This is a genomic window from Bacteroides sp. 1001302B_160321_D4, from assembly GCF_015667765.1.
In the GTDB taxonomy this organism is placed as follows: Bacteria; Bacteroidota; Bacteroidia; order Bacteroidales; family Bacteroidaceae; genus Bacteroides; species Bacteroides xylanisolvens.
The window spans coordinates 36527-61013 of the sequence record NZ_JADPLO010000008.1; the positions used below are offsets into that span (position 1 = coordinate 36527).

At 41.9% G+C, this 24487-nt stretch carries 21 protein-coding genes and 1 other RNA gene; 13 read left to right on the forward strand and 9 right to left on the reverse strand.

What is annotated here, in order from left to right:
* The first annotated feature begins 2 nt into the window (after positions 1 to 2).
* The 4 genes from obgE to KFO40_RS05075 are packed head-to-tail and all read left to right on the forward strand — an operon-like array spanning position 3 to position 3349.
* Positions 3 to 1157, forward strand: a complete 1155-nt coding sequence (obgE, locus tag KFO40_RS05060; protein ID WP_087322624.1) for a GTPase ObgE — start codon at positions 3 to 5, stop codon at positions 1155 to 1157.
* On the forward strand, positions 1154 to 1966 hold the full coding sequence (gene pgeF, locus KFO40_RS05065; RefSeq protein WP_087322622.1) for a peptidoglycan editing factor PgeF: 813 nt from the start codon (positions 1154 to 1156) through the stop codon (positions 1964 to 1966). The genes obgE and pgeF overlap by 4 nt, the downstream gene beginning before the upstream one ends.
* A gap of 50 nt (positions 1967 to 2016) precedes the next feature.
* Positions 2017 to 2682, forward strand: coding sequence for a B3/4 domain-containing protein (locus KFO40_RS05070; protein ID WP_211146146.1), 666 nt, complete (start codon positions 2017 to 2019; stop codon positions 2680 to 2682).
* 28 nt (positions 2683 to 2710) lie between these two features.
* A complete protein-coding gene (locus tag KFO40_RS05075; RefSeq protein WP_141408963.1) occupies positions 2711 to 3349 on the forward strand; it encodes a M23 family metallopeptidase in 639 nt (212 codons plus the stop codon).
* 43 nt (positions 3350 to 3392) lie between these two features.
* On the opposite strand, the gene KFO40_RS05080 is transcribed toward KFO40_RS05075, so the two are convergent.
* A complete protein-coding gene (locus KFO40_RS05080; protein WP_211146147.1) occupies positions 3393 to 4574 on the reverse strand; it encodes a lactonase family protein in 1182 nt (393 codons plus the stop codon).
* Between the two features lie 183 nt (positions 4575 to 4757).
* On the opposite strand from KFO40_RS05080, the gene ssrA reads away from it, so the two are divergent.
* Positions 4758 to 5154, forward strand: a transfer-messenger RNA (tmRNA) gene (ssrA, locus tag KFO40_RS05085).
* 198 nt (positions 5155 to 5352) lie between these two features.
* Here the strand turns inward: ssrA and KFO40_RS05090 are convergent.
* The gene (locus KFO40_RS05090) at positions 5353 to 6495 is read right to left on the reverse strand and encodes a YhcG family protein (RefSeq protein ID WP_074706869.1); all 1143 of its coding nucleotides are present in this window, start codon (positions 6493 to 6495) and stop codon (positions 5353 to 5355) included.
* The gene (locus KFO40_RS05095; RefSeq protein ID WP_211146148.1) at positions 6480 to 7907 is read right to left on the reverse strand and encodes a DUF4419 domain-containing protein; all 1428 of its coding nucleotides are present in this window, start codon (positions 7905 to 7907) and stop codon (positions 6480 to 6482) included. The genes KFO40_RS05090 and KFO40_RS05095 overlap by 16 nt, the downstream gene beginning before the upstream one ends.
* Before the next feature lie 216 nt (positions 7908 to 8123).
* Between KFO40_RS05095 and dinB the strand changes: the two genes are divergently transcribed.
* From dinB to KFO40_RS05110, 3 genes are all read left to right on the forward strand, one after another.
* Positions 8124 to 9215, forward strand: coding sequence for a DNA polymerase IV (gene dinB, locus KFO40_RS05100; RefSeq protein WP_004301910.1), 1092 nt, complete (start codon positions 8124 to 8126; stop codon positions 9213 to 9215).
* 477 nt (positions 9216 to 9692) lie between these two features.
* The gene (locus KFO40_RS05105) at positions 9693 to 11627 is read left to right on the forward strand and encodes a heparinase II/III family protein (RefSeq protein WP_211146149.1); all 1935 of its coding nucleotides are present in this window, start codon (positions 9693 to 9695) and stop codon (positions 11625 to 11627) included.
* Positions 11628 to 11686: 59 nt separating this feature from the next.
* The gene (locus tag KFO40_RS05110; RefSeq protein ID WP_211146150.1) at positions 11687 to 12388 is read left to right on the forward strand and encodes a DUF4627 domain-containing protein; all 702 of its coding nucleotides are present in this window, start codon (positions 11687 to 11689) and stop codon (positions 12386 to 12388) included.
* Positions 12389 to 12548: 160 nt separating this feature from the next.
* Here the strand turns inward: KFO40_RS05110 and KFO40_RS05115 are convergent, their stop codons facing one another.
* Together KFO40_RS05115 and KFO40_RS05120 are read right to left on the reverse strand one after the other, a co-directional pair.
* Positions 12549 to 13727, reverse strand: coding sequence for a C1 family peptidase (locus tag KFO40_RS05115; RefSeq protein WP_211146151.1), 1179 nt, complete (start codon positions 13725 to 13727; stop codon positions 12549 to 12551).
* 93 nt (positions 13728 to 13820) lie between these two features.
* Positions 13821 to 13958, reverse strand: a complete 138-nt coding sequence (locus KFO40_RS05120) for a hypothetical protein (protein ID WP_004301914.1) — start codon at positions 13956 to 13958, stop codon at positions 13821 to 13823.
* A 325-nt stretch (positions 13959 to 14283) separates the two neighbouring features.
* Between KFO40_RS05120 and KFO40_RS05125 the strand changes: the two genes are divergently transcribed.
* The 4 genes from KFO40_RS05125 (at position 14284) to KFO40_RS05140 (ending at position 19619) form a co-directional block, all read left to right on the forward strand.
* A complete protein-coding gene (locus KFO40_RS05125) occupies positions 14284 to 17043 on the forward strand; it encodes a transglutaminase domain-containing protein (RefSeq protein ID WP_211146152.1) in 2760 nt (919 codons plus the stop codon).
* An 82-nt stretch (positions 17044 to 17125) separates the two neighbouring features.
* Positions 17126 to 17563: a hypothetical protein gene (locus tag KFO40_RS05130; RefSeq protein WP_008645296.1), complete on the forward strand. Its 438-nt coding sequence runs from the start codon at positions 17126 to 17128 to the stop codon at positions 17561 to 17563.
* Between the two features lie 395 nt (positions 17564 to 17958).
* The gene (locus KFO40_RS05135; RefSeq protein ID WP_008021027.1) at positions 17959 to 18390 is read left to right on the forward strand and encodes a hypothetical protein; all 432 of its coding nucleotides are present in this window, start codon (positions 17959 to 17961) and stop codon (positions 18388 to 18390) included.
* A gap of 14 nt (positions 18391 to 18404) precedes the next feature.
* Positions 18405 to 19619 (forward strand): sodium ion-translocating decarboxylase subunit beta, encoded by a 1215-nt coding sequence (locus KFO40_RS05140; RefSeq protein WP_195455643.1) that lies wholly within the window; start codon positions 18405 to 18407, stop codon positions 19617 to 19619.
* 145 nt (positions 19620 to 19764) lie between these two features.
* Here the strand turns inward: KFO40_RS05140 and KFO40_RS05145 are convergent, their stop codons facing one another.
* The 4 genes from KFO40_RS05145 to KFO40_RS05160 all read right to left on the reverse strand — a co-directional run bounded on the left by KFO40_RS05145 (position 19765) and on the right by KFO40_RS05160 (position 22857).
* On the reverse strand, positions 19765 to 20517 hold the full coding sequence (locus KFO40_RS05145) for a copper homeostasis protein CutC (RefSeq protein WP_074706880.1): 753 nt from the start codon (positions 20515 to 20517) through the stop codon (positions 19765 to 19767).
* Between the two features lie 64 nt (positions 20518 to 20581).
* Entirely contained in the window at positions 20582 to 22117 is a 1536-nt protein-coding gene (gene rny / locus KFO40_RS05150; protein ID WP_004313412.1) for a ribonuclease Y, read from the reverse strand.
* Positions 22118 to 22240: 123 nt separating this feature from the next.
* On the reverse strand, positions 22241 to 22531 hold the full coding sequence (locus KFO40_RS05155; RefSeq protein WP_004304741.1) for a cell division protein ZapA: 291 nt from the start codon (positions 22529 to 22531) through the stop codon (positions 22241 to 22243).
* 11 nt (positions 22532 to 22542) lie between these two features.
* Positions 22543 to 22857, reverse strand: coding sequence for a hypothetical protein (locus KFO40_RS05160; protein WP_004304743.1), 315 nt, complete (start codon positions 22855 to 22857; stop codon positions 22543 to 22545).
* A 446-nt stretch (positions 22858 to 23303) separates the two neighbouring features.
* Here KFO40_RS05160 and KFO40_RS05165 point away from each other — a divergent pair, with 446 nt between their 5' ends.
* Positions 23304 to 24401, forward strand: coding sequence for an SMP-30/gluconolactonase/LRE family protein (locus KFO40_RS05165; RefSeq protein ID WP_117514971.1), 1098 nt, complete (start codon positions 23304 to 23306; stop codon positions 24399 to 24401).
* Positions 24402 to 24487 lie beyond the last annotated feature (86 nt).

The following is a 24487-nucleotide window of genomic DNA, read 5'->3' on the forward strand; positions in this document are numbered from 1 at the left end:
ATATGGCTGAATCGAATTTTGTTGATTACGTAAAGATATACTGTCGCTCGGGCAAGGGCGGAAGAGGCTCTACGCACATGAGGCGCGAGAAATATTGTCCTAACGGAGGTCCTGACGGGGGCGATGGTGGAAGAGGAGGTCATATCATCTTGCGCGGTAACCGTAATTACTGGACATTGCTGCACTTGAAGTATGACCGTCACGCAATGGCCGGTCATGGTGAATCGGGGAGCAAAGGACGTAGCTTCGGAAAAGACGGTGCGGATAAAATAATAGAAGTGCCCTGCGGAACGGTAGTTTATAATGCCGAGACAGGGGAGTATCTTTGTGACGTAACAGAAGACGGACAGGAAGTGGTCTTGCTCAAAGGCGGTCGCGGCGGTCAGGGTAACTGGCATTTCAAGACGGCCACCCGTCAGGCTCCGCGTTTTGCGCAGCCGGGAGAGCCGATGCAGGAAATGACCGTTATCATGGAGCTGAAACTGCTTGCCGATGTCGGTCTGGTAGGTTTCCCGAATGCGGGAAAGTCAACTTTGCTTTCTTCCATTTCGGCTGCCAAACCGAAAATTGCCGATTACCCGTTTACTACGCTCGAACCCAACTTGGGCATTGTTTCCTATCACGGTGGAAAATCCTTTGTGATGGCGGACATACCGGGTATTATCGAAGGTGCCAGCCAGGGAAAAGGTTTGGGACTGCGTTTCTTGCGTCATATCGAGCGTAATTCATTACTGCTGTTTATGGTTCCGGCAGACAGCGACGACATTCGTAAAGAATATGAAGTCTTGCTGAACGAACTGCGTACCTTCAATCCTGAAATGTTGGACAAGCAACGTGTGTTGGCTGTCACCAAGAGTGATATGCTCGATCAGGAGTTGATGGACGAGATTGAACCTACATTGCCGGAAGGCATTCCACATGTATTCATATCTTCTGTTTCCGGTTTGGGTATCTCGGTGTTGAAAGACATCCTTTGGGAAGAACTGAACAAGGAAAGCAATAAAATAGAGGACATCGTTCACCGTCCGAAAGACGTGACCCGTCTGCAACAGGAACTCAAAGACATGGGCGAAGATGAAGACATCGTTTATGAATATGAGGAAGATGGCGACGATGATATCGATTATGAGTACGAAGAAGATTGGGAAGAAGAATGATTTCTCTTACAAAACATAACGAGTTGAAGGGATATAAGTCATTAGATGCATATCCCGAAGTAGCTCATTTCGTAACTACACGTCACGGAGGTATAAGCACCGGAGCTTACGGCTCTTTCAACTGTTCGCCTTATACCAACGACTCATGTGTGAACGTCAATCGCAATCAGAACTGGTTGTTTCAGTGCATGAATCATCAGATAAAGGAATTATTTATTCCTGAACAGAGTCATGGTTGCGCCAGTCTGATTATCAATGAATCATTTTTTAAAGAATCATTGGAAAGGAGACGGCTACTTCTGCGAGGAATGGATGCTTTGATAACGAATGTGCCGGGATATTGCGTTTGTGTCACGACAGCGGATTGTGTTCCTGTATTGCTGTACGACAAAAAACAACACGTTGTGGCTGCCGTTCATGCCGGATGGAAGGGAACGGTGAAGCATATTGTCAGTCATGTGATGGACAACATGACTCAAAAGTTCGGGACGCAAGGCGAAGATGTAATAGCTTGCATCGGGCCGAGCATTTCGCTCGAATCATTTGAAGTAGGCGATGAAGTGTATGATGCTTTTGAAGAAAGCGGTTTCGATATGTCTCTTATTTCTATGAAGAAGAAGGAGACAGGCAAATATCATATTGATTTGTGGGAAGCCAACCGGATTGAATTACTGAATCGCAGAGTGCCTGCAGAGCAGATAGAAGTGGCTGGAATCTGTACCTATATTCATCATGATGAATTCTTCTCCGCACGTAGACTGGGAATAGATTCCGGTCGTACATTGTCGGGAATAATGATTAGAAAGTAATAATTGGTGTCCGTTATTGCAGGACGCTGATGATTGGTTTATGATAAGTTATGTTTGAAATAAAAGTATCTAAAGAAATAAAAGACGCATGTCCGGTTTTTGCCGGAGCCGCTGTGTATGCTGTTGTGAAAAATACAGCTTACAGCGAAGGGCTTTGGCAGGAAATCGACGCTTTTACCGGGCAACTGACTTCCACTACACAGATGGAAGACATCAAACATCAACCTGTTATCTTTGCTACCCGTGAGGCTTATAAGCGTTGTGGCAAAGATCCCGGACGTTATCGCCCGTCAGCCGAAGCTCTACGCCGCCGCTTGATGCGTGGAATCCCGTTATATCAGATTGATACGTTGGTAGACCTTATTAACCTTGTGTCTCTTCGTACGGGACATTCGATCGGTGGTTTTGACGCGGACAAGATACAAGGTACGCGCCTTGAACTCGGTATCGGCAAAGCAGGAGAACGGTTTGAAGGTATCGGACGCGGTGTATTGAATATCGAAGGACTACCTGTATATCGCGATTCTTTCGGAGGAATCGGAACCCCGACAAGCGATCATGAACGTACGAAAATGGATCTCGGAACCACTCATATCCTAGCCATAGTCAATGGTTATAACGGAAAAGAAGGTTTGCGAGAAGCTGCTGAAATGATACAGACCTTATTAAGAAACTATACAGAATCGGATGGAGGCGAAATCGTATTCTTCGAATAATTAGAATGAGTGCTCTAAGAAAAAAGACATGAAAAACATACTTATCTTACTGACAGTTTTATTATTGCCACTGACTGCCGACGGGCAGGATAAACCTTTCTTCTCTGCCCGCGAAATGGCTGATGTACGGGTAGCTACTCCCGGATTATTTGCTAAAAGCAATCATATCTATCTGCATTTGGATTCTCTGAAAGACCATGAATATGCTTTCCCATTACCCGGAGGAAAAGTAATCTCTGCCTATGGAACTCGCGGAGGACATTCGGGAACAGACATTAAGACCTGTGCAAAAGATACGATTCGTGCTGCTTTTGATGGAGTGGTGCGTATGTCGAAACCCTATTATGCCTATGGCAATATCGTTGTAATCCGCCACGCTAACGGATTGGAAACACTTTATAGCCACAATTTCAAGAATCTGGTTAAAGCTGGTGATGTCGTAAAAGCCGGACAAGCTATCGGGCTGACAGGACGTACCGGTCGTGCCACTACCGAACATGTACACTTCGAAACCCGTATTAACGGGCAACATTTTAATCCGAATCTCATTTTTGACTTAAAAGAGAGGACATTGCGGAAAGAATGTATCAAGTGTACCAAGAACGGGAGTAAAATCGTTGTGAAGACTCAAATTCCTGACAATCGGATTGCTCAAAATAAAAAGTAAAGGGCTATCAGTAGTTGATGAATAGCCGGGAGATTATGACAAATTATGGCACAAATTTTATGCAAATCGGCTTGTCTACTTTAATATCCTGCTGTACATCTGTTAATAGTCCTGTATCTGCATCTCTTTCATAAACTTGTATCACATTGCTATCTCTGCAAGCAACCAACAAGTATTTGCCATTAGGCGTGATGATGAAATTGCGTGGATGAATCCCTGTCAGTTGGTAGCCTGCTTTTGACAACATTCCGTTATCCGGGTGAATACTGAATATGGCAATACCATCTGCTTTCAAACGATTGCTGGCATACAGGAATTTACCATCCGGGCTGATATGGATATCGGCGCTTCCTTGTGCGTTTACCGTATCGGCAGCGATTGTCTGGATCTCTTTTAAATCTCCGTCTTTATATTCAAAAGCGATTACTGTGCCCGATAACTCATTAATCAGATAGGCGTAATGGCCGTTTGGCGAGAAAGTCAGATGGCGGGGACCCGAACCGGCTTTCACTTTAAAGGCAGCAGGCGATCCTTCTTTCATAAATGCTTCTTTATTCTCTACATTTGCAGCTGGGTTAATGATAAACTTATGTATTTGATCTGTACCCAAGTCATCGGCAAACAAGTATTTACCATCCGGAGTGATACGGACACAATGCAGATGCGGTTTCTCTTGTCGTTCCTTGTCTACTCCCGTACCTTTGAATTGTATAATATCGGAAGCGGGTAGGAGCGAGCCATCTTTTGCGATAGGGAAAACGGAGATGCTGCCGCCACTGTAGTTGGCGGTTATCACATTATTTCCACTGGCGATGATATAACAGGGATCTTCACCTCCCGTTTGCTGTGAATTTAATAGTTGCAAAGTTCCTTTTTCTTTATTGAAGGCAAATGCATTGGCTGCAGCTTGTGTATTATTGAATTCACTGACTGCATAGACGAATTTCCCGTCGGCAGATGGAACAAGATAAGAAGGATTTTCAACTTCCGTTTCACTTAACGGAGTGGCAGTCCCGTCTTCTTCGTTGAAGCGGTAGCTATATATCCCTTTACTGGTTCCTGATGTGTAAGTACCCACCAACATGGTTAGTTCGTTTTCCGTTGTATCGGTTGTTTCCATAGGAGTCTTTTTCTTAGAAGTACAGCCACTGATACTGATTCCGAATATGCAAACAGCGGCAAATGCTTTGAATATAGATGTTTTAGATAGATATGTCTTAATCATAAGTAGCTTATTATTGGTTGATTTTTCATGATGCTTTTTCACCTTAAATATAAAATAGCTCCGTAAAGATAGTGCTTTGATATAATATTTGCTAACGTCTTCTCGTAAATTAGAAAACATTTCCTATCTTTGCACTCTTGGAAAGCGTTCTAAACAATCGCTATTCTGTACGAATAAAAATTTGGGCTTGACTGGATTTGACAGCGGGCAGAAATGGTAGGTAAGCATGCAGTGGGTCGGTAATTTCCACTTAAATATCAGTTATCAAAATTTTATCTGGCGAAACTAATTACGCTCTTGCTGCTTAATCGAATCACAGTAGATTAGCTTAATCCAGGCACTAGGTGCCAGGACGAGACATCACTCGGAAGCTGTTGCTCCGAAGCATTCCGGTTCAGTGGTGCAGTTACATCGGGGATAGTCAAAGGCGGCCTCGCACTTTTGATGAAACTTTAGAGGATAAGGCAGGAATTGATGGCTTTGGTTCTGTTTCTGCACGAAAAATTAGGCAAAGATAAGCATGTAGAAAGCTTATGATTTCCTCGTTTGGACGAGGGTTCGATTCCCTCCAGGTCCACAATAAATGCTGATTTTAAGTAATTTATGAGATTTGCGCCCCGCTTTACATACTAGTAATGTAAAGCGGGGTGTTTTTGTTTTATTTAATATTTCTATTTTCTGTGATATTCATCTGTTCGTCAATGCTCGGGGTGAATCGGTCGTTGTATAGGTGGCAGACGACTTAAATGTCAAGACTGTCCAAACGGGATTGATCGGATTACTTTTCGTCTTTCTTGTTATCGAGTAGCTGTGATAATTCTTCCTCCACTTCCTCGATACTTGGCAAGGCGGATTTCAGATTTTCGGGAATGGCTTTGCTTAGCTGGTAGTCGCTTACTCCTATGGGCTGTGCATAGCCCGTTAGGGCATATTGTGCCACTACTTCATCTTTACCTTTGCAGAGCAACAATCCTATTGTCTTGTTGTCGTTTTCACCTCTCAACTGGTCGTCTACGATGTTGATGTAGAAATTCAATTGCCCTGCATATTCTGGCTTGAATGGAGTAGCCTTTAATTCTACGACTATATAGGCGTGGAGTTTTATGGAGTATAGGATAAGGTCTGCATAAAAATCGCTATCCCCGACTTGGAAATGTTTCTGTTTGGCTACAAAGGCGAAGCCGTTCCCCATTTCCAATAGATACCTTGTGACGTGTTCTACAAGCTGTTTTTCAATATCTCTTTCATCTGCCAGTTCTTTTGTACCTGCTACATCGAATATATACGGGTCTTTCAGCAAATAGTTAGCTAAGTCACTTTGAGGGGCGGGCAAGGTCTTTGTGAAATTGTTGACTTTCTGTGTTTCTATCTGCCGTTTGAACAGATTAGTCTCAATCTGTATCTTTAATACGTTGCTGCTCCATCCGTTTTCAACGGACTGTTTCATGTACCAATATTTGTTTCCTAAGGGTAATGAGCTATCCAATAGTATCACATGACTGGTCCAGTTTATTTTTGAAATGGGGGAACAAACAAAATCCTTTTCAATATCATCAATGGATGTTTGCAGCATTGCGGAGATTGTCTTGTCTATCTTTTGAATTTGCGCAAGAGGCTCTTGCGTAAATTCTTTTGATTGAAATATATTTGTCTGAAATTGCGCAAGAGGTTCTTGCGTAATTGGTAAACAGTTCAGTTCATCAGTCAAGGATAGCATATTGGGGATTGTTGGCGTTCTCAACACCTTGTCACAAGAAAGCATTCTTTGTAATATCTCTAGTGGGTATGTTCGGGCAAACTGACACATATAGGTAAGGCTTCTCGCTGAATATCCTTTCTTTTCGGGATAGTGCATCTTGATAGCCTTTGAAATCTGACTTATGGCTTTTGGATAGCCTCTTTTTATTATGGAGTCATAAATGAAGCACTCCCACCTCGCGAACCATTTATTTTTATATCTGTGTCAGGCAATAATCTTTTAATACGCTCTATTCCTTCTTTAGTAATCTTTCCATATAAATTCAACGATTCGATTTTTATCTTTGATATTTCGTCCGGTATATTGATTGTATCGATAAATTGGATATCCAACCTTTTTATTTCTTTGAGCTCCAACAGTACAGCCGGAAATTCTTTTACTCTGATATTGATGCCGCTTCCCCAACCATCCTTTTGAGCATCAGCACTTAATTTACTTTTTAATCCCTCCTTATTAACATCTTTCTTCCTGACCATCCAACCAATTTGCGGTCGCAGAGCAAAAGTCTTGCTGTTTTGTTCTAACCCGATGAAACCTGCCCAAAACTCTAATGGAGTTTCTTTGACAGCGTCGCCATATACTTCCTGATACTTTACATCTACCTTCACTATCTCATCAGGGAGACAATTCCTGCCTTCCAGCTGTTTCAGATTATTTCTTTTCCCTTCCTTATCGTAAGGGAAAAACTTCACGATCCATCCATCAATAATGTTTGGGGCTCCGTATCGTTTCTGTGAATGATATTTAAACATGTTGCGCCAAAAGTTCTTATTAACTTCTCCTTTGGATGCTTTGACAAATTCTTCCAAAAGAGGTTCCAATTCTGAAATCCACCAATCGAGTTTGTATTCTTTCAAGCCTCTGGCTTTGTGCAGTAGTTTTTCCCAGTCCTCCGGTGTTCCTTCGAGAGTTATTTCAGGTATTCCACAGACAATGCGTATGATTATAAACTCAAAGTAAGGTTTTACAGCTTCCATGATTGTTATTTCGGAAGCAACTTTCTCTAAAGAGGTAGTCGTTGAAAAATTGCAGGTGAGCAGTTCGGTCAGATGATTACCGGCGTATTGGGATATTTGTTCTGTAAATTGCGGAAAGATTTTCTCCCATGAAAGAGTAGGGTCCTCCAATTTTTTGTCTTCTCTGACAATTAAGGATAGTTTGCCGGAGAAATCAACAAGTTCATTTCTCATAGATTCCTGATTGGCATTGATATGGCGTGCAAATCCCTGGCTGATTAATAGCCAAATTATGTCCGGGGACAACACGAATGGCCTGTGATCCGCATAAGCCTGATACATACCGTTGAAAAAAGAATTAGGACCAAAAGAAACGAGACTGTCGGGAGATTCGCTCTTTGCAATGATATGATAAGGAACCTTGATATTCTTCTTTTTTATCTCATAAGGCTCTATGTTCATATCTGATAATATAAGACTTTCGTAAATTTCATTCGGGGAGTGTAGATGAAGTAATTCTTCAGGCTTTGAAAGCTTTTCGACCTTAAAAGTGATTCCATTTTGAGCGAATGTGGAAACACTGCAAAATATGAATAAGCAAAATAATGTGTTTTTCATAATCTTAAAGAGTTGTATGGTGGCACAAACTTATTAACTACCTCTATATTTTGAATAGACGATATGCAAATATAATATAATAAGAACTGTCTTTGACAAGATATTGAATGTTTTTTTGACTTATATCTATAAAAATCATAAGCATATTATTTCTTGAACCGATAAGCAGGATTTATTCGGGAATTTATAGTAAGTTTGCTCTGCTAATCCTAAACAATGACGCAGAGAAAGATTATACATATCGACATGGATGCCTTCTATGCCTCTGTAGAACAGCGTGATAATCCAGAACTTCGTGGCAAGCCTTTAGCGGTAGGTCATGCAGAAGAGAGGGGAGTTGTGGCTGCTGCTAGCTATGAAGCCCGGCGTTACGGTGTCCGTTCCGCCATGGCTTCGCAAAAGGCGAAACGTCTTTGTCCCCAACTCATTTTTGTACCTGGCAGGATGGATGTTTATAAATCCGTTTCCCGTCAGATACATGAGATTTTCCACGAATATACGGATATCATCGAACCTCTGTCTCTGGATGAAGCTTTTCTGGATGTCACAGAAAATAAAAAAGATATTTCCCTGGCTGTGGATATAGCAAAGGAAATAAAGCAGAAGATTCGGGAGCAGCTCAACCTTGTTGCGTCTGCTGGAGTTTCTTATAATAAGTTTCTGGCTAAAATAGCTTCGGACTATCGCAAACCGGATGGCTTATGTACCATTCATCCGGAACAGGCCCTTGATTTTATCGCCCGTCTTCCTATCGAATCTTTTTGGGGAGTGGGTCCGGTGACTGCAAAGAAGATGCATTTACTTGGCATCCACAATGGACTTCAACTACGGAAATGCTCTCTTGAAATGCTGACAGCCCATTTCGGGAAAGCCGGCGCACTGTATTATGAGTGCTCACGAGGAATTGACGAACGCCCTGTCGAAGCAATTCGTATCCGTAAATCCATTGGCTGCGAACGTACATTGGAACGTGATATTTCAGCCCGTTCATCGGTCATTATCGAACTATACCATGTGGCGGTAGAGCTGATTGAACGTCTTCAGCGAAAAGACTTCAAAGGCAACACGCTTACCCTGAAAATCAAGTTTCATGATTTTAGCCAGATAACCCGAAGCCTTACTCAATCGCAGGAACTCACCACCTTAGACCGGGTACTCCCACTTGCAAAAGAATTGCTTAAAAGTGTCGAATTTGAGCAACATCCAATCCGGCTCATCGGTCTTTCCGTCTCCAATCCAAAAGAGGAAGCCGATGAACAACACGGTGTTTGGGAACAGTTGAGCTTTGAATTTAGCGATTGGGATTGAAGGCGAAGAGGAAGAAATAGAGGAATGAAGAGGAAAGAATAGGGGATGAAAAAGAAGAGAATCAAAGAATGAAAAAAGAAAGAGGATTGAATATCCAAACAGATACTTTGTCTGAAGTAAAACAGATACTCTATTTGAAATAAAATAGAGCCTTTATTTGCCCTAAACAGAGCCTCTGTTTGGAATAAATAGAACCTTTATTTTCTCCAAAGGGAGCCTCTATTTTCTAAAACTGCATCTTTGTTTTTCCGAAATGAAAACCCGGTTTCCGTGTGACTTAAATTGTTTTTATAGTGACTTAAATTGTTTCTACAATGACTTAAATTGCTTTTATAATGACTTAAAAGCCTAAAATATAGCAATTAAGAGTACTATTTTTGAAGTATGTACTTTTTTGTCATCAGGTTCGTATGATTTACTCACCTCATTTTTTATCAGATACGTTATCTTTGCAATACTTAAATGAATGAAAATACCATGACTCGAATGAAACATTTGCTTTGTGTTTTTCTGGTAGCAGCTTTGGGGAGTTTCTCTTTCAAGGCAAACGCTTATACCGAACGCAATATGCTGCAAAAAGCGGCTGACGAGACTACGTTGAAAAACGTGTTAATAATGAAACAGGCTTGGGTGCCTTATCCTGCTTATACCGATCGTGCCGCCTGGGATTCCCTGATGGGACCCAACAAACAACGTCTCATCGAAGCCGCTGAAAAACTTCTCGACTACAAATGGCAACTGATACCTGCCACTGCCTATCTGGAATACGAACGTAGCGGTAACCGCAAAGTGATGGAAGTTCCTTATGACGCCAACCGCCAGGCACTCAACACCCTGATGCTCGCCGAACTGGCCGAAGGAAAAGGACGCTTCATCGACCAACTATTGAACGGAGCATATATGAGCTGTGAAATGAATTCATGGGTTCTATCCGCACACTTGCCGCGCCAGAGCAGTAAACGTTCACTTCCCGACTTCCGCGAACAGATTATCGACCTCGGCTCAGGCGGATATGGAGCATTAATGGCTTGGGTACACTATTTCTTCCGCAAACCATTCGACAAAATCAATCCTGTGGTATCTTTGCAAATGCGTAAAGCAATTAAAGAGCGTATTCTCGATCCGTATATGAACGACGACGAAATGTGGTGGATGGCTTTTAACTGGAAACCGGGAGAAATCATCAACAACTGGAATCCCTGGTGTAACTCTAATGCCCTGCAATGTTTCTTACTGATGGAGAACAACAAGGATAAGTTGGCAAAAGCTGTTTATCGCTCCATGCAGTCAGTCGATAAGTTTATCAACTTTGTGAAATCCGATGGTGCCTGTGAGGAGGGAACCTCTTACTGGGGACATGCCGCCGGAAAGCTCTATGACTATTTGCAGATACTCTCTGATGGCACAGGCGGTAAGCTGTCTCTGTTCAATGAACCGATGATTCGCCGGATGGGAGAATATATGTCCCGTTCCTATGTCGGCAATGGCTGGGTGGTGAATTTTGCTGATGCATCGGCACAAGGCGGGGGCGATCCTTTGTTAATCTATCGGTACGGTAAAGCTGTAAACAGCGATGAAATGATGCATTTTGCCGCATACCTGTTGAAAGGAAGAAAACCGTATGCTACCATGGGCAACGACGCTTTTCGTTCGCTTCAATCTCTACTTTGCTGTAATGAGCTGGCAAAAGCAACTCCGAAACATGATATGCCGGATGTAACCTGGTATCCCGAAACGGAATTCTGTTATATGAAGAATAAGAACGGTATGTTTGTTGCCGCTAAAGGCGGATTTAATAACGAAAGCCATAACCACAACGATGTAGGAACCTTTTCTTTATATGTAAATACAATTCCTGTGATAATTGATGCCGGTGTAGGTACATATACCAAACAGACGTTCGGCAAGGACCGCTATACCATCTGGACCATGCAGAGCAACTATCATAACTTGCCGATGATTAACGGAGTACCGCAGAAATTCGGGCAGGAGTATAAAGCTACCAATACCGTTTGCAATGAGAAGAAACGGATGTTCTCTACGGATATAGCTACTGCTTATCCGGCAGAAGCGAAAGTGAAAAGCTGGGTTCGCTCTTATGCTCTTGATGATAAAAAACTCATTATTGGTGATATTTATACGTTGGATGAGGCTATTGCTCCTAATCAAATGAACTTTTTAACTTGGGGCAATGTGACTTTCCCGTCAGCCGGAAAAATCCGCATCGAAGTAAAGGGACAAAAGGTGGAAATGAACTATCCACCACAGTTTAAGGCCGAACTGGAAACAATCAAACTGGATGATCCGCGCCTGTCTAACGTATGGGGCAAAGAGATTTACCGCATCACACTAAAGACTGAAGAAAAGAAAGTGACTGGTAAATATGGATTTGTTATTCAACAAGTGAAGTAGGATGAAATAGATTTTTAAAGCTAGAAAAAATAAAGTATAAACAATTAAATCACAGTAAGATGAAAAAAGTATTATTTGCCGGGCTTTTGGTCCTTGCAGGAGTAAGCGTAAGTGCGCAGAACCTGATAAAAAACGAAAAATTCGCCACTGAAGTAAAGACTAAAGTGACTAATGCCAATAAAGCTACCGCAGGAGAGTGGTTTATCATGAATAATGAAGCTGACGGTGTAACTACTATTGCTTGGGAAGAAACAGGAGATGCCAAATATCCGAATGCAATGAAATTGGATAACTCCGGTGCCGAAAAGAATCTCTCTTGGTATAAAGCTTTCCTGGGACAACGTATTACCGATGGTTTGGACAAAGGTATCTATGTTCTTACTTTCTATGCAAAAGCTAAAGAAGCAGGAACTCCGGTCAGTGTATACATCAAACAGACCAATGAGGAAAAGAATGATAATGGTAAGTACAATACTACTTTCTTCATGCGTAGAGACTATGACGCGGATGCTCAACCGAATGCTTCGGGTGCACAATACAATTTTAAAATTAAAGAGCCCGGTAAATGGACTAAAGTAGTGGTTTATTATGATATGGGACAAGTGGTAAATGCTATTAGCAGTAAGAAAGCAAATGCTAACTTGGAAGTGTCTGATACAGACGATGATGCTGCTATTCTGAAAGATTGTTATGTGGCTATTCTTTCCCAGAACAAAGGCGGTGTTGTAGAAATCAGCGACGTGACATTGAAAAAGAAATAAAGAGCAAAGGATTTAATATAGTAGGTTAACAAAAAAATAGGGCAGTGAAGTAGTGATACTTCGTTGCCCTATTTCTTTTGTTATATGAATATAATGGAGAGTTCCGAATAAATAAATGTATGAAACAGTCAATCTCCCTTCGGGACTGATTTCATGCGATTTATTGAATACCGAGTTTCTTCTTCAGTTCCTTAGGCAGAGAATCTTTGTGTACCATCACGCAGATTGTTTTAGCACGTACATAGCTTTCAGACATATTCAGATAACCTCTGGATTTGTTGCTTTCCGCTCCCCAGGAATTCTTGGTGATATAATATTTAGTACCATTCTGATCTTTTACAATGCCGGTGATGTGCATCAAGTGGTCGTCAGTTGTCACAAACTTCTCGTAACCATCCTGACGGATTTCCGGTGTTACGTTGATTTCCGGATAAGGATGCTCAAACTTGAACACTTCGTCCATTCGTTGATATTTGGGCATTTTCTCAAAACGGGCACGGTCGGTAGTCGAGTAATCTTTCACATCCTCCACTTGCGGGTTAATGGCGATTCCGTTCTTGAAAGAGAAACCCTGTTCGCTTACGTCACCGTCCCAACATACGGTATATCCTTTGTTCAGTGCATAGTCGATAGCCCCGATCAGTTCGTCCAACGGAAGATTATACATCGGCTGGTTTTCCCAGTTGTCGGGAACTTCAGGCGAGAATGTCTCATAATAAGGCTTGTGAGTGAAACTGGTCAGTTCAACATAATCATCCATATTCAATCCCAGACTTTCTGTGAAAGATTGAGGAGTATATTCTTTTCCTTTATAAGTGAATTTTTCGGGAAGCTTGCCTAGATAAATATCGAACAGATTATTAATAAGCGCATCAAATTGCGGAGTACGCTTTTTAGATTCAATATTTGCGTCTACCAATGCTTTGAGGTAGCGTGACAATGCACCGTGATTGTGGTCTTTGTTATCGCCCAGCAATCCGGTGTACACTTCTTCCGGAACGATTCCCGCTTTCTTATAAGCGTTTTTGAAAGTGTGTGCCAAACTTCCTTCACCGATACTTCCTTTACCACGACGGAGATAATTGTCCTCCATCTGATTCATGTACTTTTGGCGGACGATAAACATTTCCGAGAGATCATATTCTCCTTTTCCCATTCGGAGCAGTTCCGACTCCATGAAAGAAGCGGTGGCAAAGCACCAGCAGGTTCCTGTGGAACCCTGATCTTTAACAGGCGTTGCTTGGTGAGATACAATGGTTGTGAACTCATAACCAGGTGTTTGTGCAAAAGAGGTTACGACCAATAAGAGGAGCGCAACCGACATAAATAGCTTTTTCATAATGTGTTTTATTATCTTTCTTCTGCAAATGTATAAAAAAAGCGAAGATACTCGAAAGTTCCTCGCTCTATTTATTATAATTAGTGTGTTTATTTACATGGCAACCTGCTGTGACAGCAGTTTTTGAAGTTTACCGTTTAATGTTTGGCACATGGCACCATTTCCCATTGCTTGATAGCGTTTAATACGGTACTGTAACATCATAATTTTTTCATTTGCATTCTTTTTCATAATTTGTTTCCTCTTTTTTTGCCCTCCACGTTTTGAAGAGCGGTTTTACATCTTGTTTTCTCTAATAACACTGCAAAGATACAAATTGTTTTCGAATTATATGCTGTAAAACATAAAAATCTTCTTTTTCTTTTGAATTTTCTTTTTTATAAGGGTTCGAACACGGTCTATATTACAAACCTGTTACAAAATTCCCGGATTTTCCCATCAATGACAATATTATTCTTATCTATCACATTTTTATGTACTTATCTAGGTATTCAGAAAATATTCTTCTATTTTTGTCAGTCAGCAACCTTATTAATAGAATAAACCAAACACTTATATGAAAACATTCACCCATCTTTTGTGCGTCCTGATTTTGTCGATTGTACTGTTTGCTTGTAACAATGCTCACTTCCTCAAAGAAGAATCCTACCGGAATCAAGTAGCTCAAGACTTTGAGCAGAAAAAACAGGCACTTCCTCATGGAGATTTATTTGCAATCTTTGCCGATTCTATTTTGTCAGTCTACGAGCGCGAAGCATTGATGTTTCTCTACGCTTATATGCCGATAGGGGATGTGACGGACTATCCGGGAGATTATTACTTGGAGAATGTCCGGCTGTCGAAGCAGACACGTGACGAGATGCCTTGGGGCAAAGAGATTCCCGATGAAGTGTTCCGTCATTTTGTTCTGCCGATCCGGGTGAATAACGAGAATCTGGATGATTCCCGCCGTGTGTTTTATGATGAACTAAAAGACAGGGTGAAGGGACTGCCGATGAAAGACGCGATATTGGAGGTGAACCACTGGTGTCACGAGAAAGTAGTCTATCGTCCGAGTGACGCGCGCACCAGCTCACCATTGGCATCTGTCAAAACAGCGTATGGACGTTGTGGCGAAGAGTCTACATTTACGGTGGCTGCGCTCCGGGCAGTCGGTATTCCGGCGCGGCAAGTGTATACGCCCCGCTGGGCGCATACGGATGACAATCATGCTTGGGTGGAAGCATGGGCGGATGGACATTGGTATTTCTTCGGAGCCTGTGAACCGGAACCGGTTTTGAACTTGGGATGGTTTAATTCCCCTGCCAGTCGGGGAATGTTGATGCATACCAAGGTTTTCGGACGTTACAACGGTCCGGAAGAGATCATGCTTGAGACACCGAATTATACGGAAATCAATGTAACGGAGAATTATGCTCCAATCGCAAAAGCGTTGGTAACGGTGAAAGATAGGAATGGACAACCTGTCACCGGAGCAAGAGTGGAGTTTAAAGTATATAACTATGCGGAGTTCTATACAGTGGCTACTAAATATACTGATGCCAGTGGTCAAGTGTCATTAACGGCCGGTAAGGGAGATATGTTGGTATGGGCTTCCTATAAAGGGACATTCGGCTTTTCCAAGCTATCTTTCAGCAAGCAACCGGAATTGACATTGACACTTGATAAGAAGGAAGGAGATATATTTGAAGAGGATATTGATATCGTTCCTCCTGTTGAGAATCCTATTTTACCGGAAGTAACGCCAGAGCAGCGGGCGAAGAATGACCGGAGAATGATGCAGGAGGATTCGATTCGCAATGCTTATGTCGCTACTTTCCCGACTGCGGAACAAGTTGATTCTATTATATCCTGTTTGAAGGGAAAATCAGGTTCGTTCGTAAGGAAGGCACTGGCTTCTTTCTTAGTGGAATCAAGAGGGAATCATGATGTATTGGTTCGTTTTCTGAATGAGGCAGACCGGCAGGGAAAATTAATGAAAGGTGCGGCTTTGCTGTCCATGCTTACTAAAAAAGATCTTCGTGATGTACCTTATGAAGTATTGATTGATCATTTATTGAATACGAAAGATGTTCCTAACTATTTATATGATTGTGTTATTCCCTCCTTGCGCTGTATGGATGCTTCGGTTGGAGATATTTATGACATACTTGCTCCCCGTATTTCAACGGAGGTATTGACGCCTTATAAATCGTTCTTTCAGTCTAAGTTCTCCGAAACGGAAATAGATACCTTTCGAAATCATCCGCAAGCTTTAGTTGAATGGGTAAACCGTAATATTACGATTGATGAGGAAAATAACTTTCTGCGTATTCCTATTTCTCCGGAAGGGGTTTGGCGTGCGAAGGTGGCGGATTCATTTTCACGGGATATTTTCTTTGTGGCTTTGGCGCGTAGCCTGAATATTGCTGCTGATATGAGAAAGATGGATGGACGCATAAGCTATATGGATCCTGAAAAGGATGAATGGGGGGATAATAGATATGTGGAAGTTGATTTCGATAAACAAGAAGAAGTGGAGGCATCCAGAGGCATTTATCGTTTTTATGAGGACGGTAAGGCAATTGCTCGTGATGATAAGAGAGTAAAGTATTATAATAAGTTTACCATTTCCAGGTTGCGGGAGGGCAGACCAGAATTGATTAGCTGTGACGAAGAACATCCCGAGTTGCGATATATAGGGACATTGGATACCGGATATTACTTGTTGGTTACTGGCACAAGGCTTGCTGATGGAGGTGTGTTGGCGAGAATTTCTTCTTTTGTATTACCTGCACAGAAAGACGAATTCAAACCTGTAGCGACCAAAGTACCTTATCATTTGCGTGAATCCGGAGAAAAAGTGGCTGTTATCGGTAATTTCAATTCCGAATCGCTTTTTGCACCGGTGGAGGGAATAGGAGAGAAAGTGATATCTTTGTCAAAACAGAGTATTCTGCAAACCTGTGGGCGTGGCTATTTTGTAGTAGCTGTGCTTGGAGTAGGGCAGGAACCTACCAATCATGCACTAAGAGATATAGCCGCTTTGGGCAATGACTTCGAACAATGGGGGCGTAAGATGGTCTTTCTTTTCCCTTCGGAAGAACAATACAAGAAATTTAATGCCGACGAATTTAAAGGACTTCCGTCTATCATCACCTACGGTATTGATGTCGATGACAGCATCCGCAAAGAAATAGTGCAGGCTATGAATTTGAACAATTCTATTCTGCCGGTATTTATCATTGCAGATACATTTAATAGGGTAGTCTTTGTTTCTCAAGGATATACAATCGGTTTGGGTGAGCAATTGATGAAAGTTGTACATGGGTTATAGAAAAGAGGAGGTATACAATAATCGTTAATTCTTGCCCTTAATGCGTTTTTTCGGAAAAGAATGATTACGTTTGCAGCAAATTATGACTAAGTACATTTTTTGCATATTAGCATGTGCATTTCTAGTATTGGGATTTAGTAATGTTTCCAATAAAGAATTGCAGGGATTTCAGAAAAAAACTGAAACCTCGTCTAATGACATGCGATATGAAGCAGTGTCATGCTGTTGCGTTTCTTCTGCCGGCTTCGACAAGCCAGGTAAAGATTCTCATTCGCAGTTTGTTGACGAGACATCCACTTGTAATGTTAGTGACTGCATTTTTGACAATATCTCTTTTCCGAGAAGCATTGTTCCTTTCAAGAACCTGAAGTTCAATACCAATACTGTCATTATACAGATATTGAGCTCTCTGAATGTTATGCTTCCGGAGAATCGTTTGGGGCATACCGGCCTTGATGTCAATTACACTAAATATTCGTGTAAGTATTACGTCTATACATTGGCGCATATTCTCATTTAGACTATATTCTTATCTTTGGGTAAGGTGAGGTGCCTATTCAGATCCTCCATCTACCATCATTTCCTTTATTTATTATCTTAGTTTTATTCATGTTAACATGGAAAACAAAGAATGTATTTCCTATGACTTGGAACAAAGGACGGATATTGATGTGCCTGTCTTTAAGGATTAAAATATTGTGTTCCCGTTGTGAAACGGGAGTTACGTCGTATAAAAGCAAGGATATATACCGAAGTGGTTTCAGGCAAGTGTTATCCGCCGATTGCTTCTATATGGTGATGAGGAAGGCCCAATGGGATTAACTTTCATGTGTGTCTAAATTTTGTAATGGTTTTACCATTGGGCGCCTCTTCTTTTTTTGAATAAGATTATACAACCTAATTTTTTATATTACTATGATTCATTTATTACTATCTACTCTTGCGATGATGGGGCTTACGTTCCTCATCGGTTTTTTTGTCGCTGCGGTCATTAAGTTGATTGCCTATGCGGCCGATTCATTTGATTTTTATAGTTCCCACCGTTTGGAGCTACTCCGTTTGCGACGCTGGCGTCAGCATCGGCAAAAGGTGGAGAGATTAGTCCGACAGATTCCCATTGCAGATGAAGATGCTTTGGGAGATTTCCGTGAAGATTACAGTAAGGGGATCGACAGAAACTTTACTGGTTATTCCGGCTATTATCATGGCGTGAGTCCGGGAGCTTCTGAAAATAATCTGATGAATTATTATTATTCACAGGATACCCGCGAATTCTTTCTTCGGGAAGAAGAGCAGGCACATGTCAATAAGAAGAACTCAAAGAAACTTACTAACAACAAACAATAAAAGAAAACTAACTTATGGAAAATATAGATTTTGCTACCTTGTTTCAAGGTATTGGTACAATGATGGCAAGCGGATGGGTGCTTGCTTCTGCAAGAGTTTTTTTAGTACTTCTCGGTTTGTTACTGATCTATTTAGGCTGGAAAGGTATACTCGAACCGATGGTAATGATTCCGATGGGACTGGGAATGGTAGCTATTAACTGTGGAACCCTCATTATGCCCGACGGTACACTGGGCAATCTCTTTCTCGATCCGATGCTTTCAGATACGGACCAATTAATGAATACTATGCAGATAGATTTCCTGCAACCTGTTTATACCCTGACGTTTAGTAACGGGCTGATAGCTTGTTTTGTCTTTATGGGTATCGGGACGCTTCTGGATGTCGGCTTCCTGCTTCAGAAACCATTTGCAAGTATATTCCTGGCTTTGTGCGCAGAGCTGGGCACTTTTCTGACAGTACCTATTGCTTCTGCTCTTGGTCTGACTCTGAAAGAAAGTGCATCTGTGGCTATGGTGGGTGGAGCCGATGGACCAATGGTGTTGTTTACTTCGTTGGCATTGGCAAAACATCTCTTTGTTCCTATTACGGTGGTTGCCTATCTTTATTTGGGCTTAACGTATGGAGGCTATCCTTACTTAGTAAAACTGTTGGTTCCCAAACGCTTCCGCGCTATTAAGATAGTGACAAAGAAAGCTCCGAAGAATTACGATGCTAAAGTGAAACTGGCTTTCTCTGCTGTTCTTTGTGCTATTCTCTGTTTCTTGTTCCCGGTAGCTTCTCCTTTGTTTTTCTCTTTGTTCCTGGGTGTTGCTGTTCGTGAGTCGGGTATGAAACATATCTATGATTTTGTGAGTGGTCCGTTGCTTTATGGCTCCACTTTTATGTTGGGCGTACTGCTGGGTGTACTTTGTGATGCACATCTGTTGCTTGATCCGAAGATCTTGAAACTATTAGTATTAGGTATTGTAGCATTATTACTTTCCGGTATCGGAGGAATAATCGGAGGATATATCATGTATATTATTAAACGGGGTAATTACAATCCGGTAATCGGTATTGCAGCTGTTAGCTGTGTACCCACTACCGCGAAGGTTGCACAAAAGATTGTAAGCAAAGATAATCCGGACTCATTTGTTCTGGGAGATGCCTTGGGAGCTAATATCTCGGGAGTAATTACTTCGGCTATTATTACTGGTATTTATATTACGATAATTCCATATTTATAAATAAAAGTATAACAGTTTCTTGAGATACTGTTGGTAATGATGCAAAAAAGAAATGGTGAACAAAAGGCTTGAAGGCTGTATGTTCACCATTTCTGTCTTGTATTAGTACTATTATGAGACGATATCTCATCCCTTGCTGCCATATTTATCCATGTAAAGCGGCATCAATCGTTTCTTTTACTCTTCGTATGGAAGTTACGTTTCGTTCGTATTCGTTGATGTGTACCGTGCCTCCCATGGAGACGGCTTCATTTTTGAATATCATTTCGCTCTGAATACTTTCACGTGCCGAGAAATGAAACTCGTTGATTCCGGTTTCTGCGGCAATGCGTGCGATATTATTTTCATTTACTCCGCATCCGGCGAGTAATGTGATTTTTCCGGCAGCCTGTTTCTGTAACTCTTCTAAAAGGGGGATTCCCAGTTCAGCCGTAGATTGCTGGCCGGAAGTCAGAATACGGTTACATCCCAGTTTGATGATCTGTTCCAATGCTTTCTGTGGGTTACGGCATACATCAAATGCCCGGTGAAAAGTCACAGATAGCCCTTGAGCAGCTTCCATTAGTTTCTGCATTACTGGCAAGTCTACTTCACCCTCTGCTGTCAGGCAACCGAATACCACTCCGTCTGCCCCTAATTTCCGTGCCATTTCAATATCTTTCAGCATTGTCCGGATTTCGATATCCGAATACAGAAAATCTCCTCCACGAGGCCGGATAATAACGTGCAGGCGGGTATGAGTCAGTACTTCCCTTGCGATGGCGATCTCACCATAGGAGGGCGTTGTTCCACCTTCCGGTATTCCGGCACACAGTTCCACACGGTCTGCACCACCTTTCTGTGCGGCCAGGCAACTTTCCACTGAATTGGTACAAATCTCAAATTGATACTTTCCCATAGTCGTGTATTAAAAAAGGGCGAATTTCTTCGCCCTTATATGAATCTTCTTTTGAATCGTTACGTTATTTAGCGAAACTTACCGCACGTGTTTCACGGATGACGGTAATCTTCACTTGTCCCGGATAAGTCATTTCATCCTGGATCTTCTTGGCGATTTCACCTGACAGGCTTTCTGTCTGCTTGTCGTCAATCTTATCTGCACCAACGATAACGCGGAGTTCGCGTCCTGCCTGGATAGCATACGTCTTTGTTACACCCGGATAAGCCATTGCCAGCTGTTCGAGATCGTTCAGACGCTTGATATAAGCCTCTACGATTTCGCGGCGTGCGCCCGGACGTGCACCGGAGATGGCGTCACAAACCTGTACGATAGGAGCCAGCAGACTGGTCATTTCTGTTTCGTCATGGTGAGCACCGATAGCGTTGCAGATATCCGGTTTTTCTTTGTATTTCTCGGCAAGTTTCATACCCAACAATGCGTGCGGCAATTCCGGTTCTTCATCAGGCACTTTACCAATATCATGCAGCAAACCTGCACGTTTTGCTTTCTTCGGGTTCAGTCCCAGTTCCGATGCCATCACAGCACAAAGGTTGGCTGTTTCGCGTGCATGCTGCAACAAGTTCTGACCGTATGAAGAACGATATTTCATCTTACCGATGATACGGATCAATTCAGGATGTAGACCGTGGATACCCAGGTCGATGGTAGTACGTTTACCCGTTTCGATAATTTCTTCTTCCACCTGTTTGCGTACTTTAGCTACCACTTCCTCGATACGGGCCGGATGGATACGTCCGTCAGTCACAAGCTGATGCAGGGCCAAACGGGCAATTTCACGGCGAACTGGGTCGAAGGCAGAAAGAACGATTGCTTCCGGGGTATCGTCTACAACGATTTCAACACCGGTAGCAGCTTCCAGAGCACGGATATTACGTCCTTCACGTCCGATAATACGTCCCTTGATTTCATCCGATTCGATATGGAATACTGTAACAGAGTTTTCAATGGCAGTTTCCGTAGCCACCCGTTGGATAGACTGAATAACGATACGTTTAGCTTCTTTGCTGGCAGTTAATTTGGCATCATCCATAATGTCGTTGATGAATGATTGTGCCTGCGTTTTAGCTTCTTCTTTCAGTGATTCTACCAGGCGTTCTTTGGCCTCTTCGGCAGACAATCCGGAGATTGCTTCCAGTTTATCGATTTCCTGCTGTTGCAGTTTATCGAGTTCTTCTTTTTTCTTATCAACAATCACAAGTTGCGCTTCCAGGTTCTCTTTTACCGCTTCGGCTTCCATCTTTTTACGTTGGATTTCTTCCTGACGCTGGCTAAGTACCATTTCACGTTGCTTCAACTTGTTTTCCGCTTGCTGAATCTTCTGATTCCGCAATGCTACCTCCTTTTCAAGGTCTGCTTTCTTATTCAGGAATTTCTCCTTCACTTCCAGCAGCTTGTTTTTCTTAATTACTTCCGCTTCCGTCTCCGCTTCTTTCAGGACATTATCGTATTTGGATTTCAGTACATACCGGAATAGTATATATGAAAGGACTCCTCCTACGATGAAGCAAGCAATTGCTGTTGCTATTATTGCTATCATTCTACATTTAATTTAAGTATATAAATAAAAACGCACCGCCAAATATCAAAGCAATTATTTTTGCTTGGATATTGTGCAGTGCGTGGTTGTTTTATCTCTTATCAGCGAATAGCCGGTCGGGATTTATTCTTCCTTAAAATAATCCTCCAGCAATTCTGTCAGTTCTTTTACCTTCTCCACATAGGGGCTGGTATCATTACGTTGCATCAATTGCAGTCTCTCTAACGAGAACTGATAGGCTACCATGGCAATAATTTTTTCGGGTTCCAGATTTTTATAGACTTCCCGATACTTATTAAGCCTGATATTTACCTGCTTGGCGGCTTCCCGTACCATTTGTTCTTCCTCACGGTTGATGGTTAACGGGTAGTTTGAGTCTGCTATCTGCAGGTTTATCTTTATTTTATCGTTCATACATCTTCTTCTTATTCATTCAACAAAGCGATGCATTTATCGACTTCACGCACTAATTTTGACAATCGCAGCTTCGTCTCTTTTACGTCGCTGCCGTTAAGGCTGATTGCCGTAGCTGTTTTTAGGTTTGTATAGCTGACTTCCAATTCATCGTATTGAGCTTGTACCTTCTCGTTTTTCAGCTTTTCATTTTCGAGAAGCTTCTTCAACTCGGCATTTTCACGCTTAAGTTCATCGTGCAAATAAATCAAATGCCGTAGTTGCGTTTCAAAGGAATTCAATAACTTTTTTTCTTCTTCTGTCATCACTACACCAAAATTGTACACAAAAATACGATTAACTCTGATATTACAAAAACTTTTCGGGAGAAAATGTTCTTTTTAGCCTAAATTAGCTATGAACGGAGGGAAAAGTGGAGCATTGCATAGGAAGCGAATACAGACTGCTTATAATAATATAAGGTATATATCATATAAACTGATTATGATGACATACTTATAAAGGCATCTCGTATATGTTATTTTACAAAGGATTGTTTTTCTATTCTCTCCGTATTCTATTTTCACTTTCTCCATATCCCGCTTCCCATTCTTCCATATTCTAGTATTTATCTCTCTATTCATCGCTCAAATTAGCTGTTTCTGCGTCATATTGAACAAATTTTGTCCTTTATTGAATTGTCATTTTCCTTCTTTGCTGATAAATACCAGTATGTTTGCGTACCGAACTAACGGACTCAAATTATAAACATAAACATTTGTATTATCTAACCATGAAAAAGTATTATTTACTATCTCTTGTGACCGCTTCTTTGATAGGAACAACCTGTATTCAATGTACTTCTCCAAAACAAAAAAGTGGAGAGAATACTCTTCCGCAGAAAAGTGAATTGTTTGCAACCCTGCCGGATTGTTGTCCGACACCGGACGGAATGGCTGTCGCTCCCAATGGAGATTTAATTTTGGCTTGTCCGAACTTTGCAGATATTACACAACCTGCTTGTCTGATGCGTATCACTAAAGATGGCAAGATAACGAAGTGGCTCGATGTTCCTGTATTGGAAGAAACCGGTTGGGCTTCTCCGATGGGGATTGCTTTTAATGAAGAAGGCGACTTGTTTATTTGCGATAATCAAGGTTGGAGCGGAGCAGAGAAAGCGAAGAATAAAGGACGCGTTCTTTGCCTGAAGTTTGATAACGGTCAATTGAAAGAAACAATCACTGTAGCATCCGGTATGGAACACCCAAACGGTCTTCGTATCCGTAATGGGAAATTGTATGTCACTCAAAGTTCATTATCACAAATCAAAGATCCTTCGGGATTGCTTGTCAGTGGGGTATATTGTTTTGATATGAATGACCGTGATGTGGCAGTTACGAATACATTCGAAGATAAAAATCTCATTACCACTGTTATCACGAAGAATCCTGAAGTGCAATACGGATTGGATGGAATCGTATTTAATGAAGCGGGCGATCTCTTTGTAGGAAACTTCGGTGATGGTGCCGTTCATCGCATTAAGATGGATGCGGAAGGTAAAGTGGTAAGTAATGATGTATGGGCACAAGATACCACCCAGTTACGCACGACGGATGGAATGTGCATAGATGATAAAGGAAATATCTGGGTAGCAGACTTCTCGGCAAATGCGGTAGCACGCATTGATAAAGATGGAAAGATTCAGCGCATTGCTCAAAGTCCTGATTGTGACGGTAGCGACGGAGGTTTGGATCAGCCGGGCGAACCTATCGTGTGGAACGGACAAGTAATCGTATCTTGTTTCGACTTGGTAACCGGACCGGATAAGGTAAACACTGCGCATGACAAGCCTTTTACATTGGCTAAACTGTCATTGGAAGAAAAAGAATAGGAACTAGGCACGGATTACGCGGATTCCATGGTTTTAAATGCCGTTAGGTGACTCTTAGCCGTGTTATCCGTGTAATCCGTGTGTGA